This window comes from Flavobacterium rhizosphaerae, assembly GCF_046000445.1.
Classification (GTDB): domain Bacteria; phylum Bacteroidota; class Bacteroidia; order Flavobacteriales; family Flavobacteriaceae; genus Flavobacterium; species Flavobacterium rhizosphaerae.
The window spans coordinates 1-13,424 of sequence record NZ_JBELPZ010000028.1; the positions used below are offsets into that span (position 1 = coordinate 1).

The following is a 13,424-nucleotide window of genomic DNA, read 5'->3' on the forward strand; positions in this document are numbered from 1 at the left end:
TACCACGACTACTGGAACATCACCGGGCTGGATGCCTCGGCGCGGATCTACATTTTTGACCGTTACGGCAAGCTGCTGAAACAGATCAGCCCTGACGGCATAGGTTGGGACGGTACCTTTAACGGTCAGCCGGTACCCTCGGATGACTACTGGTTCCTTGTAAAATACACTGAAGGAGACCAGAGCAAAGAGTTCAGGTCACATTTTGCAATAAAACGTTAACAGTTTAACAGATAAGCAGAAATGCTGTCAGTATTGGCAGCATTTTTTTCAATATTATTTGGATTAATTAACCAACCTAAGACAAAAATTTATATATTTGACCGCTATGGAAAGTTACTTGGAAAGTAAGAATGTTACATAGAAAGGGAAACCTGATAGTATTTAGATCTTATTTTACAATAATTGCCACACAGGTTTTTACAATGCTCATTCATCAATAAACGAATAAGGCCACATGAATTTTAAGAAGTTTTATTTAATTTTTGGATTGTTATTAACTCAAATTTCTTTCTCACAGGAAGGGATTGCCGTTTATTCAGATTACCTTTCGGATAACTATTATCTTATACACCCCTCAATGGCAGGTGCCGCAAACTGTGCTAAGGTAAGGCTTACAGCGCGCCAGCAGTGGTTTGGCGAAAGCGATGCGCCACAATTACAGACATTGAGTTTTAACGGTAGTGTAGGGCCTCAATCTGGTATTGGTGTTATTGCATTTAATGACAAAAACGGGTATCATTCGCAAACAGGGGCTAAGGTTACTTATGCCCACCACATACGTTTTTCAAGGAGCGATTATGATTTGAACATGCTTTCTTTCGGTATGAGTGCAGGCCTTGTTCAGAGCCGCCTTGATGAAACAGAATTTGATCCTGATTTTGACCCTATTATTGACGGGGGTATGAAACAGAAAGATTCTTATTTTAATGTAGATATAGGTGCATCATACCATTTTCTTGATTTTTATGCACACTTTACTGTAAAAAATGCTATTGCCAGCAAAAGGGATCTTTATACAGATGTTGAAAGTGATAACCTTAGAAAATACCTTTTGAGTGTTGGTTATGTTTTCGGGTTTAATCAGTCTTTACAGTGGGAACCATCTATCATGTTCCAGGCTGTTGATGAAACAAAAGAAAAAACTATTGATGTTAACCTTAAAGTATATAAAGAACTTGATTTTGGAAGGCTTTGGGGTGGTTTATCTTACAGGAGGAGCTTAGACGGTGCACAATACCAGGCGACCCCGGGCGGATCTATAGATGAGCAATACCTTCAGTATATAACCCCTATTGTGGGCGTTAACTATAAAAACTTTATGTTTGCCTATACCTACAGCTACCTTACCGGAGATGTTAAGTTTGACAACAGTGGTTTCCACCAGATTACTTTGGGTATAGACCTGTTTTGTAAGAGAGAAAAATACGATTGTAATTGTCCTGCAATTAACTAATTATAAGGTATATTTATTAATTGATCCCGATAGTGTATATCGGGATTTTTTATTTTAATATTTGGGCATGATTATAAAAGAAGTAAGGGGTAAATATCCTCAAATACCTGAAGACTGTTTTGTGGCTGATAATGCTACTATTGTTGGCGATGTTACTTTTGGCGATAATTGCAGTGTTTGGTTTAATGCTGTGATACGCGGCGATGTACACTATATAAAAATTGGCAACAAAGTTAATATACAGGATGGCGCCATAATACACTGTACCTATCAAAAACATCCTACTGTAATTGGCAATAATGTGTCTATAGGGCATAATGCCATAGTGCACGGCTGTACTGTTAAAGACAACGTGTTAATTGGTATGGGAGCAATTGTAATGGATAACTGCGTTATAGAGAGTAACTCTATAATTGCAGCCGGAGCGGTAGTAACACAAAACACAGTAGTAGAACCGGGCTCTATATATGCCGGTGTACCCGCTAAAAAAGTAAAGGCTATAGATGAGTCTGCCTTTGCGGGAGAGATTGACCGTATAGCCAACAATTATGTATTATATTCATCGTGGTTTAAGCCGGATGCGGATGTTTAAAAATCAAGCCGGTTAGCAGAATGGCTATCGCCCAATATACTTTGTAAAACTTTAGGATCTGCATTGGTGTAAAATTCAGCATTGCCCGGCTTACCCGAAGTATTTAATAAGTTATTTGCGCTAAGGATGTTTTTGGTTTGCCGTGCAACTGCCTCTCCAGAATCTATGATGGTAACATTATCCGGCAATATTTGTTTAAGTAATGGTATTAAATACGGATAATGGCTGCAGCCTAAAACAAGGCAGTCTATATTTTGTGCTATCATGGGTTGAAGATAGGAATGTAACAGCGCTGCCATTTCATCAGAATAGATTTTACCCTCTTCAATAAGCTCAACAAGCCCATAGCCCACCTGTTCAATTATATTTATGTTTCTGAAGCCTGATACCGTTTGACTGAAAAGCTCGCTGCTAAGCGTGCCTTTTGTAGCCAGAATGCCTATTGTATTAGTTTTAGTATGTATAGCTGCCGGTTTAATGGCAGGTTCTATACCTATGAAGGGTACATTATATTGTTCGCGGAGTTTTTTTATGGCATTGGTGGTAGCGGTATTACATGCCACCACAATTATTTTACAGCCTTTTGAAAGCAGGTATTCGGTATTTTTAATGCTAAGGTTTATAATATCCTGTTTTGGCTTTAGGCCATACGGTGCATTATTACTGTCGGCCAGGTATATAGTATCTTCATACGGCAGGGCAGCATGAATTTCTTTCCATATAGAGGTGCCCCCAATACCAGAATCAAACAAGCCAATGGGTTTAGCATTTTTATCCATATGGCAAATATAAAAAAAACGGCTATACAGCCGTTTTAAGTTTATATCTTTAAGATTGTGCTTAGAAGCCAAGCTCTTTTTTAACGTCAGCTAAAAGGTCTGGTCCATCAGCAAGTAATACGCCGCTTCCTGTAGAAGAATCCAGCACATACTGGTAGCCTTTTGCTTTTGCTACTTTTTGTATGGCAGCCCTTGATTTTTCAAGTATTGGCTTATATATAGCTTCTTGTTTTTCCTGTAGCTCTTTAGAGGCATTTTGCTGGTAATCCTGAATTCTTTTTTGCATGTCCTGAACTTCTTTACTGCGTGCTTCATTTACAGCTTCTGTTTGCTGGGCTGCTTCCTGCTCATACTGCTGCACTTTTGTCCTGAACTCTGTTACCATAGTGTTATATTCTTTATCATAACTCTGGGTAAGCTTATCAAGCTGGGCATTAGCGGCCTTCATATCAGGCATGGTACTCATTAATTCACTTACATTTATATGTGCAATTTTTGCCTGTGCCGATACCGCCTGGCTGGCCCCAACAAAAAGTAATGCAGCGATTAAAAAAGATTTCAATTGTTTCATCATTTAAGGTATTTATAATTAAATTTTTGTTTATGATTCTAGTTTTATAATACACGTATTAATCATCTCCGGATGTAGGGTCATCTTTTGTGTTTGGTGTATTACTTGCCGGAGTGTTATTATTGTTATTATTCCTTGCGTTTTGTTTTTCTTCACGGGCTTTAATTGCCGCCTGCCGCTGCTCTTCGCGTTTGCGTTTCATTTCTTCACGCCTTGCTTCATACTCGGCTCTTTTTGCATCCTGGGCAGCTTTTCTTTCGTCTATCTTAGTTTGCCTTTCTGCTTCCCTTTCTTCTATAGCCTTTTGTTTTTCGGCATATTCCGGGTCTGATGCCAATTCTTCTTTTCTTTCTTCTTCCTCAAGATTTTTAATTTCTTTAGCGCTTAGTTTTTCACGTTTTGCACTGCGTGATATACGTTTTACCACCAAATCGCTTATGTCATATCTTTTTGCGGCAAATACCATTGAAAGGTCTGAAGATTTGTCAAACACAAAATCATACTTCCTGCTTTCTACCAAATCCTGTATTATACTGAATACCTGGTCCTGTACGGGTTTTACCAGTACTGCCTTTTGCGAAATAAGATCTCCCATTGGGCCGAACCTTTTTTCCTGATAGTCTAAAAGGTCTTTTTCCTGATAGCGGATTTCTTCTTCACGCTCTTCAATAAGTTCTTTGGTTAAAAGTGCCCTTTCGGCCTGTAAGGCTTCTTTAAGGCGGTTTATTTCATTTCTTTTAACCTGAATTTCCTGTTTCCATTTTTCTGCCTTTTGCTCCAGCTGGTTTTTTGCTTCGGCATAATCGGGTGCCTTATTCAGGATGTACTCCATATCAATATAGGCAATTTTAACCCCTCGTGCCGATTGTGCCCCGGCTGTTATAAAGGCAAACATCAAAAGTGCTGTTAAAAAGTGTTTTTTCATAATCTCTTTACGTATTAGAAAATATCATGCCATTTTTTTTAGAACGACTGGCCAATGATGAAATGCGTTTGCCAGCCACTTTTTTGTGTATACCCCGGAGGCGCATCAAATCCATAACCAAAATCTATACCTAATAAACCGAAAGCAGGCATGTATACCCTAAGCCCGAAACCGGCCGAACGCTTTAGTTGAAAAGGCGAATAATCTTTAAAGTCAGCAAACGATGCACCGGCCTCAGCAAATGTAAGGGCATATATTGATGCCTGTTGCTTTAGCGTAATAGGGTAACGCAACTCTAACGAGTATTTGTTATATATTGTTGCCCCTATCTGCTGGCCGTATTGAGAGCTGTTAGGGTCATCTATAATTGGCGCCAACGCCTGGTTTTGATATCCCCTTAGCTGTATTACCTCGCGCCCGTCTAACGAATAGTTTGCCATACCGTCTCCACCAAGGTAAAACCTTTCAAATGGTACAAGCCCACGGTCTCTGTTATATGCGCCCATATAACCAAATTCTCCCAAGGCTCTTAATACAAGGTCGCCATAAATTTTTGTATAGGTATCGCCTTTAAATTTAACTTTATAATACTCCAGCCAGCTAAAGCGCTTTTGGTCATATTTTGCTACATCTACCGTTGCATCCTGATAATTGCTTACTATATTTCCGTTGCTGTCAAGAAAATCTCCGTTGCTGTCTCTAAGCTTGTATTCGGGCTTATCTTTAAGCGCTGCATAATCAATGCCGTTAAAGAGCGATGTTGGCAGCGTTGTCCTGAAACTAAGGCTGAACAATGAACCATAAGTTGGGTATATGGGGTTGCGGCCCCTGTTATCCCGGCTTAGCTCTACAGTATAGGCAAAGTTACGCGATGTTCCGTCTCCAAAGGTAAACAATCCTGTGTTATAATTGTTTAGGTCATAATACTGAAATGTAAGCGAGTGCGAAAGCCTCATGTAAAAATCGGGTTCGCTAAGCCTTTTACTAAGCCCTAATGTTAACGATGATATAGTGAAGCTTTGAGACCTGTCTACATCTCTGCTGTAATAGTTGTAGAGGTACTGTTTACTAAATGAGAATGATGAAAAGAACTGGATAGGCTTTTTGCCACCAAGCCACGGCTCTGTAAAAGAAAGGCTGTAGGTTTGGTAATAGGTACTACCCTGTGCCCTTAATGAAAGCGTTTGCCCGTCGCCCATTGGTAAAGGTTTATAGGCATCTTTGTTTAAGATGTTCCTCATTGAGAAGTTGCTGAATGAAAGCCCCAGGGTACCTATAAAGCCACCGCCACCATAACCGCCCTGAAGCTGTATCTGGCTTGAGCCTTTTTCGGTAACGTTCCACTCAACATCTACAGTCCCGGTAGAAGGATCGGCATTTTTTACATCGGGGCGAATGGTTTCAGGGTCAAAAAAGCCCAGCTGGCCTAACTCCCTTATGGTAGCTATTACATCTTCTTTATTCCATTTCTGTCCCGGCCTTGTTAGTAAAGACCTGTATATAACGTGGTCATTGGTTTTTAGGTTACCAACAACATTTATTTTATTAAAATAAGCAATAGGGCCTTCAACAATACGCACTTCAAAGTCTATAGTATCATTTTCTGTACTTACCTCTACTGCATTAATATTTGAGAAAAGATACCCGTTGTTCTGGTACAGGTTGGTAATATCATTACCATCTGGTTTGTTTGGGTTTGCAATCCTTTCCTGTAGTAACACCCCGTTGTATACATCTCCTTTTTTAATGCCCAGCATTTGGTGTAATTGCTGGTTGTTATAAACGGTGTTACCCAAAAATTTAATATCGCCAAAATAGTATTTACGGCCTTCTTCCAGCGATATATCTATCGCAACCTGATTTTTTTTAGGGTTATACACTACGGTGTCTGATGTTATACGGGCATCGCGGTAACCGTTTTCTTTATACTTGTCTATAACATGGCCAAGATCTTCTTTATATTTCTCGGCAATAAATTTAGAAGGTGTAAATATGCGGAACGGGTTAAGGAAAGATTTTTCCTTTGTTTTTTTCATAGCCTTTTTAAGCTTGGCATTGGTGAGCTGTTCGTTACCATGAAAATCGATATCGCTAATGCGAACTTTTTTACCACGGTCTACATTTACTACCATTTTAACCAGGTTAAGGCTGTCTTCGGGTATTACATTAATAGCAACCTTGGTGTTAAAATAGCCGTCTTTTTTATATTTGTTCTCAATATAATTTTTTGTGGTAGTAAGCAGGTTTTCGTTTACATAGATGCCTTTTTTTAGCGAGGTCTCTTTAATAAGCGTTTCAGCTTTGCCTTTTTTTACGCCTTTAATGCGTACATCACTAAGTTTGGGCAGCTCAAAAATATTAAGCTCAAGGTATATGCTGTCGCCTACTATCCTGTCTTTGTAAATGTTTACGTCGCTAAAAAGTCCCAGTTTCCAGAGTTTTTTTATGGCGTTGCTTATTTTTTCGCCGGGTACTTCAATTACTTCACCTTTTTGCAAACCGGTAAAGGTTACAACGGTTTGCTCATTATAGGTGATTTTTCCGGTAACGTTTATACCAGCCAGGATATATTCTTTTTTTTCCTGGTCAAATTGCTGTGCCAGGGCTTTATTGCCTCCTATAAAAAATAATACCCCAATAAATAATGCAATGCTTCTGCAGCACATTTTTGTGTTATTTAATTTGTTCACTGGTTTTTCCAAATCTACGTTCTCTTTTTTGATAACAGGCAATAGCCTCATGTAAGTCTTTTTCGCGAAAATCCGGCCACAGCACATCGGTAAAGAAAAATTCGGCATAGGCTATTTGCCAAAGCAAAAAGTTACTTATACGCTGTTCGCCACTGGTCCTTATAACAAGGTCTACATCGGGCAGGCCATTGGTGTATAGGTGCCGGTCTATTAACGCTTCGTTAATGTCTTGTATTGCCAGGCCATTTTCTTGTACCTGCTGGCTTATGGCTTTAACAGCAGCAGTGATTTCTTCGCGAGACCCATAGCTAAGGGCCAGGGTAAGCGTCATTTTGCTGTTGTTTTGTGTTTGTTGTATTACATGAAACAACTCCTGCTTAACGTTATCCGGCAGCATATCTGTATTGCCGATAGCATTAAGCCTTATGTTATTTTTCTGAAATGTTTTGAGTTCTTTTTTGAGCGTTTTTATAAGCAGGCCCATTAATGTTTTTACCTCAAGTTGCGGGCGGCTCCAGTTTTCGGTTGAAAAAGCGTACAGGGTAAGAAACTCAATACCCAGGCGTGCGCACTCTTCTACTACCGTGCGTACGCTGGTTACACCGTTTTCATGCCCAAAAATGCGCAGCATGCCCTGTTGTTTGGCCCAACGGCCGTTGCCGTCCATAATGATGGCAAGGTGGCGTGGCAGGCTGGCGGTATTTATATTTGTAGTGTTATCCATCTTTATTCCGCGCAATAGCAGGGTTTTTCGGTAAAGGTATAGGTTAGCGTAAACCCTGTGAACACATACCAGTCATTACTTTCAAGGTTACCGAAACGTAAATTTTCATACGTGTTGTTTTTCGGGTTGCTGCCGTCCAGGTTATCTGTAAATGTGTAACGGGGGCTAACTTCAAAACCAATAATAAAATTTTCCAGCACGTTGCTTTTTATACCAACCGTCATGGGTATGGCCAGGGCGCTGCCCCCGCCGTCTCTCCTGGTCTGGTTGTTGCTTATATAAATTTCGTCGTACCAAAAATAACTTAACCCGGTATATACATAAGGGGTTATTTTTACCTCTGCCTCATGCAGGTTGAAATCAAAAAAATTAAATTCAAGCCCTGCCGATAATTCTTTTATCCTGTTTTTAAATTCATACCCCCTGTCCTTACGCCCTGAAACATCAGAATCAATGTCTTTAGAAGCGATATCGGCATAGGTAAATGATGCCCGCCAGCTGTGCCTTGGGCTGCGGTTCCATTTATACAGCAGGCCTATAGCAAGGTCATTGGGGGCAATATAGGTGGTAGGCCCCACATCGCCTATGTAGTTGCTTCCTCCGGCAAAAATACCCACCTCATTTATCTGTGCTCCAGCCTTAAAGGTAAATGCCATTAAAAATAATACAAACAGAATACGCCTCATTAAATGAAAATTGGGTGCAAATATAATAATATAGATTTTGTAAAACGCCTAACTATAGACAATTTACCGTTATAGATGCCATATAGGCAAATATACAGTGTTGAAAACGGAATATGAGCCAATGTAGTATATGGGTGGTGCTGATTTAATAAAATTAATTTCGTTTGTCTTCGCCCCAAAGCAGTTTTTTACGCAGTGTATCAAGAAATTTTTCCTGTGGGAATTCAACAAGGTTAATTTTAAAATTTGCCTTTTTTATATGTAGAGTGGTTTCTACATCAACCGATATAATACGTGAGTCGAGCGAAACAAGGTGTTGTTCTTCGCGGCTGCTTACGCAAAGCTCTATATCGGTATCGTCTGGTATAACCAATGGGCGGGCATTAAGGTTGTGTGGGGCTATAGGGGTTATTACCAAACTGTTTACATCGGGCATAAGTACCGGGCCGCCGCAGCTTAATGAATATCCGGTTGAACCCGTAGGTGTACTAATTATCAAGCCGTCTGCCCAGTAAGAGTTAAGGTGGTCACCATCAAGACGGGTGTCTATGGTAATCATAGAGGTGGTGTCTTTACGGCTCACGGTAACTTCGTTAAGAGCATAATCCAGGTCAATAAGTTCCGGTGGTTTGCCTTTATAATCAACAGTTAGCAGGGTGCGTGGGGAAATTTTATATTTATTTTCAAAAATAAGCGGCAGCAACAGTTCTATATTTTCCTGCTGCACAGTGGCTAAAAACCCCAGCCTTCCGGCATTTATGCCTACAATGGGTATATTTTTGTTGCGCACCAGGGTGGCAGCGCGCAGCATGGTGCCATCGCCCCCCACGCTTATAAACATATCTACCCCCACATCAAGGTCTTCGTGGCAGGTAAAGAGAGGAAAATCGCTAGTTAGTATTTTTTTGTCGGAAAGCAGCTTGTAAAAATTAGCTTCAAAAACCACATCAGCCCCATGGGCTTCCAGTACTTCTAATACTTTATAAATAATTTCTTCGGTATTGTAGTCTTTGTAGTATTGGCCGTAAACTGCTATTTTCATTGGGAGCATTATATGTTCAGGTACTTATCAAGATAATCAGACCGGTCTTTTAACGTGTTCAGGTAAGCATCTTCCTGGTGTTCAGTTATTATATCATAATTATAGCGCCTAAAGGTTTGTATTATTTCGCTAAGGCCGCCAAGGGTTATTTTTACGGTTATCTGCACCCTTTCGGTAGTGGCCTGAGATATAAATAATCCAAGTAGCCTGCCGTTATTGCTCTCTACAATCTGCGCTATTTCGCTCATACTGTAATCGGTAATGCCTTTTTCTACCACCAATATGCCTCCTTCTTCGCGAAGGAAGGGGGTTTCATGAAAAAACTTTATAATATCGGTAATTTCATAATACCCTAAGTATTTGTTATCTACACTGAGTACCGGTAACAGGTTGGTTTCGTTTTTAGCAAAAACCTCAAGCACATCCAGCCAAAGTGAAGTATCTCTTACAAAAAAGCGTTCAAAATTATAACGCAGGTCGGCCATGGTTTTTTCAATCCCCATGAGCTCTACATCTTCGGCTCCTGCACACCCTATGTAAACATTACTTTCCAGTACAGGAAAATGCGAGAAAGGATATTCTTCAAAAAGGTCCTGGGCATCGGCCACAGTGTCAGTTATTTGTAAAGGCTTGATGGTGTTGCTCAAAAAGTCGGTTATATCAGTCATAGGCATTTACTGTAATGTTATGCAAATTAATCAAAAATTAGCATAAAAAGCCTTTTTAACTTTGTAATTTTGTGTGAAAATGCAGACGAAATATTTATCATGACAAAGCTGAGTGTAAATATAAACAAGATAGCTACCCTGCGTAACTCCCGCGGGGGCAATGTACCCGATGTACTTAAAGTGGCTGCCGATGTGCAAAAATTTGGCGCCCATGGGGTAACGGTACACCCAAGGCCTGATGAACGGCATATACGTTATAGCGATGCCCGCCAACTGGTACCTGTAGTATATACCGAATATAATATTGAGGGCAACCCTGTGCCAAAATTTATTGAGCTGGTGTTGGAAACAAAGCCCACACAGGTAACCCTGGTGCCCGATGCGGATGATGCCATAACCAGCAATGCGGGCTGGGATACTATAACCCACCAGGCTTTTTTGCATGAGGTGATAGGCGAATTTAAACGGAATGGCATACGCACCTCTATTTTTGTGGACCCTGACCTTAAAATGATTGAAGGCGCCATAAAAACCGGGGCAGACCGTATTGAACTGTATACTGAAGGTTTTGCCCACCAGTACGGCCTTGGCAATGAAAAAGCGATTGAGCCTTATGTGGAGAGCGCCAAACTGGCTGCCGAACTTGGCCTGGGGCTGAATGCCGGACACGACCTGAGCCTTGATAATATTAAGTTTTTTAAAGATAATATACCAGGGTTGCTGGAAGTAAGTATTGGGCATGCCTTAATTGCAGAGGCTTTATACATGGGGCTGGAAAATGTTGTGAATATGTACCTTCAAAAATTAAAATAAATATGATTTTACACTCACGTATAGAGGGCGAAGGGAAACCGCTGCTTATTGTACACGGTTTTATGGGCATGAGCGATAACTGGAAAACCCTGAGCAAAGATTATGTAGCCAAAGGCTTTGAGGTGCATGCACTAGATATGCGCAACCACGGCAAGAGTTTTCACTCTGATGTTTTTAATTACACGGCTATGGTGCAGGATATGGTTGAGTACTGCAAAGAGTATAACCTGGAAAAGATTGATTATATAGGCCACTCTATGGGTGGTAAGGCAGGTATGTTTTTTACCATGCAGCACCCGGAACTTTTAGACCGCGTGGTTATAGCCGATATTGGCCCCCAGTATTACCCACCGCACCATCAGGATATACTGGCGGGGCTTAATGCGGTTGATTTTTCGGTAAAGCCTTCGCGCAGTGATGTAGAAGATATATTGGGCGAATATATTAAGGATTTAGGTACACGCCAGTTCCTGGCAAAAAGCCTATACTGGAAGGAGCAGGGCCAGCTTGACTTTAGGTTTAACCTGCCGGTATTTAATAAGGAAATTGACAATATAGGCGAAGCCCTGCCTGAAGGCAGTGTGTATGACAGGCCCATATTGTTTTTAAAGGGTGAAAAATCGGGGTATATACGCGAGCAGGATTTGGCCGTTATTAAAAAGCATTACCCGCAGTACAGTATAAAAACCATTACCAACTCCGGCCACTGGCTGCATGCCGAAAATCCGGAAGAATTTTTACAATATACACTGGAGTTTTTATAATTATCGTTTAATAAATTTTGATATAAATAACCTGTTATACGTGTAGGCTTTTACTATGAACAGCCCGGATGCTAATTCTGAAATATCTATAAGGACTTCTTCAGAATTTTTTACTAATTTCCCGGATATATCAAAGATTTTTACTGTTTGTATCATAGAATTATAAGGCGCAGCAATAGTAATATAATCTGAAGCAGGATTGGGGTAAATAGTAAGTTTGTCAGGGTCTGCTGGTAGTTCAGGTAAGGAAACAGTGAATTGTTGAAAAGCTTCTGCCAAATCATATTTATGAACAAATCCCCTATCCCACTGATAGGCCTCTTCAGTAACTATTCCATTACCAAAATCTCCTGTAGTTAAAAGATTGTTTTGGTAAACCTGAGAAAATTTTGAATTTAAAATTCCTTTAAATTCAAATTCACCTAATAGTGCTGCATTTTCACTAATTACTTTAAAATAGTCGCCTCCCCAGGCTCCAAGAAGCATATAGTTACCAAAGGGGCGTAACGTTGGGCTGTACCCGGCGTAATAACCCATATTTGAGTTACTGGCAACCTGAATTAAATTTTCGTCATAAACAAACACATCTCCACTATCATAAAATGTTAGCACCTTGCCGCTGTTAAATTGTTTAAAATTTGCAACACTGTGGGGGATATTTGTAACCTGATATGAACCATTTATATTGAGTTTGCACAATTGAGATATAGAGGGGATATCTTCCTGTAAAAAGTAAAGGGTGCCGTTTTCGCTGACAGGTATTGTTATTATATAACTGTACTGCCCGCTTACATTAAGATCTGTTGAAGACAGGAGAGAGAAGTTTTTATAAATCTTTATTTTTTTTGAAGCAATATCATATCTGCCGTCCAGAAAGAACAAATAATAATCTCCTTCAGGAGACATATAGCTGCCAATATATTCTGCTTCTTCAAAAAGTAAATAATCTTCCAATGTGCCTGTTTCAGAGTTAATAATACGGATTGAAGAAGAATAATTATTATTGGAGTAATCAAGCATATCCATGTTAATAACATTTATATTGCCATTCTGGTCTGTTACAATATCAATACAACCATCTGTAGGCGCTGAATATAATACTTCTCCTGCCGGTGATATTTTTAGTAATTGATGGGTGTCATAGGTATAAATGTAAATGGAATCATCTGCTCCTATGGCGGCGTTGGGATATGTGGAACTACTTGTAATTTGATAAGGTATTTCAATTTTCCATACAAAATTTAAATCAGCATCATATTTGTATACAAAATATTTAAAAGGTGTGGAAGCGCCGTCCGATGTAATCTCTTCCCCATACCATTCTTTAGAAAGTATTACTGAATTTCCCTGGCTGTCCGTTATTATCCGGTTTCCTATTGCCTTGGAAGTGCCCTCTCCGGAGTAATAAAATGTATTTTCGGTTTGTTGGGGTGATATATTTTCTGCAACAGCATCTGTTTGTGCAAAAACACTAGATTCAGGAAACATTTTAAAATATGCAGTATATATTATGCATATAAGGTTATTATCTTTAATATCAAAATCTGTAATTTCTTCATGATAGCCCGGGTATTGTACAGGGTCTGTGAGTAATGGCTGAAATTTTTTAAAATATCCGTATGCATATGCCAGTACAGTGCCGTCTTCATAAATCTTGGCACCATCTATAGTGTATGAAGGATAATTAACATTGTTTATTAAATCTCCATCATTG

14 protein-coding genes are annotated in these 13,424 nt (G+C 39.8%); 5 read left to right on the forward strand and 9 right to left on the reverse strand.

All coding sequences use genetic code 11. The features are described from left to right. From ABS766_RS16300 to ABS766_RS16310, 3 genes are all read left to right on the forward strand, one after another. Positions 1-222, forward strand: a 222-nt coding sequence (locus tag ABS766_RS16300) for a T9SS type B sorting domain-containing protein (protein WP_408086263.1), incomplete at its 5' end; no start/stop codon positions are given. Positions 223-457: 235 nt separating this feature from the next. Further along, a complete protein-coding gene (locus ABS766_RS16305; protein WP_408086264.1) occupies positions 458-1,456 on the forward strand; it encodes a PorP/SprF family type IX secretion system membrane protein in 999 nt (332 codons plus the stop codon). Between the two features lie 67 nt (positions 1,457-1,523). Continuing rightward, on the forward strand, positions 1,524-2,048 hold the full coding sequence (locus ABS766_RS16310) for a gamma carbonic anhydrase family protein (protein WP_408086265.1): 525 nt from the start codon (positions 1,524-1,526) through the stop codon (positions 2,046-2,048). Here ABS766_RS16310 and murI read toward each other — a convergent pair. The 8 genes from murI to ABS766_RS16350 form a co-directional block, all read right to left on the reverse strand. Then, positions 2,045-2,827: a glutamate racemase gene (murI, locus tag ABS766_RS16315; protein ID WP_408086266.1), complete on the reverse strand. Its 783-nt coding sequence runs from the start codon at positions 2,825-2,827 to the stop codon at positions 2,045-2,047. The genes ABS766_RS16310 and murI overlap by 4 nt on opposite strands. 61 nt (positions 2,828-2,888) lie before the next feature. Next, the gene (locus tag ABS766_RS16320) at positions 2,889-3,398 is read right to left on the reverse strand and encodes an OmpH family outer membrane protein (RefSeq protein WP_408086274.1); all 510 of its coding nucleotides are present in this window, start codon (positions 3,396-3,398) and stop codon (positions 2,889-2,891) included. A gap of 58 nt (positions 3,399-3,456) precedes the next feature. Next, positions 3,457-4,323 (reverse strand): OmpH family outer membrane protein, encoded by an 867-nt coding sequence (locus tag ABS766_RS16325; RefSeq protein WP_408086267.1) that lies wholly within the window; start codon positions 4,321-4,323, stop codon positions 3,457-3,459. Between the two features lie 38 nt (positions 4,324-4,361). Continuing rightward, positions 4,362-6,989 (reverse strand): BamA/OMP85 family outer membrane protein, encoded by a 2,628-nt coding sequence (locus tag ABS766_RS16330; protein ID WP_408086268.1) that lies wholly within the window; start codon positions 6,987-6,989, stop codon positions 4,362-4,364. 7 nt (positions 6,990-6,996) lie between these two features. After that, a complete protein-coding gene (locus ABS766_RS16335) occupies positions 6,997-7,737 on the reverse strand; it encodes an isoprenyl transferase (RefSeq protein WP_408086275.1) in 741 nt (246 codons plus the stop codon). Between the two features lie 2 nt (positions 7,738-7,739). Beyond that, on the reverse strand, positions 7,740-8,423 hold the full coding sequence (gene porG, locus ABS766_RS16340) for a type IX secretion system protein PorG (RefSeq protein WP_408086269.1): 684 nt from the start codon (positions 8,421-8,423) through the stop codon (positions 7,740-7,742). Positions 8,424-8,577: 154 nt separating this feature from the next. After that, the gene (locus ABS766_RS16345; RefSeq protein WP_408086270.1) at positions 8,578-9,465 is read right to left on the reverse strand and encodes an NAD kinase; all 888 of its coding nucleotides are present in this window, start codon (positions 9,463-9,465) and stop codon (positions 8,578-8,580) included. Between the two features lie 8 nt (positions 9,466-9,473). Next, positions 9,474-10,133, reverse strand: coding sequence for a CBS domain-containing protein (locus tag ABS766_RS16350; RefSeq protein ID WP_408086271.1), 660 nt, complete (start codon positions 10,131-10,133; stop codon positions 9,474-9,476). 99 nt (positions 10,134-10,232) lie between these two features. On the opposite strand from ABS766_RS16350, the gene ABS766_RS16355 reads away from it, so the two are divergent. Beyond that, entirely contained in the window at positions 10,233-10,946 is a 714-nt protein-coding gene (locus ABS766_RS16355) for a pyridoxine 5'-phosphate synthase (protein ID WP_408086272.1), read from the forward strand. Between the two features lie 5 nt (positions 10,947-10,951). Beyond that, positions 10,952-11,710, forward strand: a complete 759-nt coding sequence (locus tag ABS766_RS16360) for an alpha/beta fold hydrolase (RefSeq protein WP_408086276.1) — start codon at positions 10,952-10,954, stop codon at positions 11,708-11,710. On the opposite strand, the gene ABS766_RS16365 is transcribed toward ABS766_RS16360, so the two are convergent. Next, the coding region (locus ABS766_RS16365; protein WP_408086273.1) for a T9SS type A sorting domain-containing protein at positions 11,711-13,424 on the reverse strand (1,714 nt) is incomplete at its 5' end. It abuts the gene before it with no gap.

Coding starts and splice junctions, on each gene's coding strand:
- ABS766_RS16305 (WP_408086264.1), top strand. CDS start 458: ATGAATTTTAAGAAGTTTTATTTAATTTTTGGATTGTTATTAACTCAA.
- ABS766_RS16355 (WP_408086272.1), top strand. CDS start 10,233: ATGACAAAGCTGAGTGTAAATATAAACAAGATAGCTACCCTGCGTAAC.
- murI (WP_408086266.1), bottom strand. CDS start 2,827: ATGGATAAAAATGCTAAACCCATTGGCTTGTTTGATTCTGGTATTGGG.
- ABS766_RS16310 (WP_408086265.1), top strand. CDS start 1,524: ATGATTATAAAAGAAGTAAGGGGTAAATATCCTCAAATACCTGAAGAC.
- ABS766_RS16325 (WP_408086267.1), bottom strand. CDS start 4,323: ATGAAAAAACACTTTTTAACAGCACTTTTGATGTTTGCCTTTATAACA.
- porG (WP_408086269.1), bottom strand. CDS start 8,423: ATGAGGCGTATTCTGTTTGTATTATTTTTAATGGCATTTACCTTTAAG.
- ABS766_RS16320 (WP_408086274.1), bottom strand. CDS start 3,398: ATGAAACAATTGAAATCTTTTTTAATCGCTGCATTACTTTTTGTTGGG.
- ABS766_RS16350 (WP_408086271.1), bottom strand. CDS start 10,133: ATGACTGATATAACCGACTTTTTGAGCAACACCATCAAGCCTTTACAA.
- ABS766_RS16345 (WP_408086270.1), bottom strand. CDS start 9,465: ATGAAAATAGCAGTTTACGGCCAATACTACAAAGACTACAATACCGAA.
- ABS766_RS16335 (WP_408086275.1), bottom strand. CDS start 7,737: ATGGATAACACTACAAATATAAATACCGCCAGCCTGCCACGCCACCTT.
- ABS766_RS16330 (WP_408086268.1), bottom strand. CDS start 6,989: ATGTGCTGCAGAAGCATTGCATTATTTATTGGGGTATTATTTTTTATA.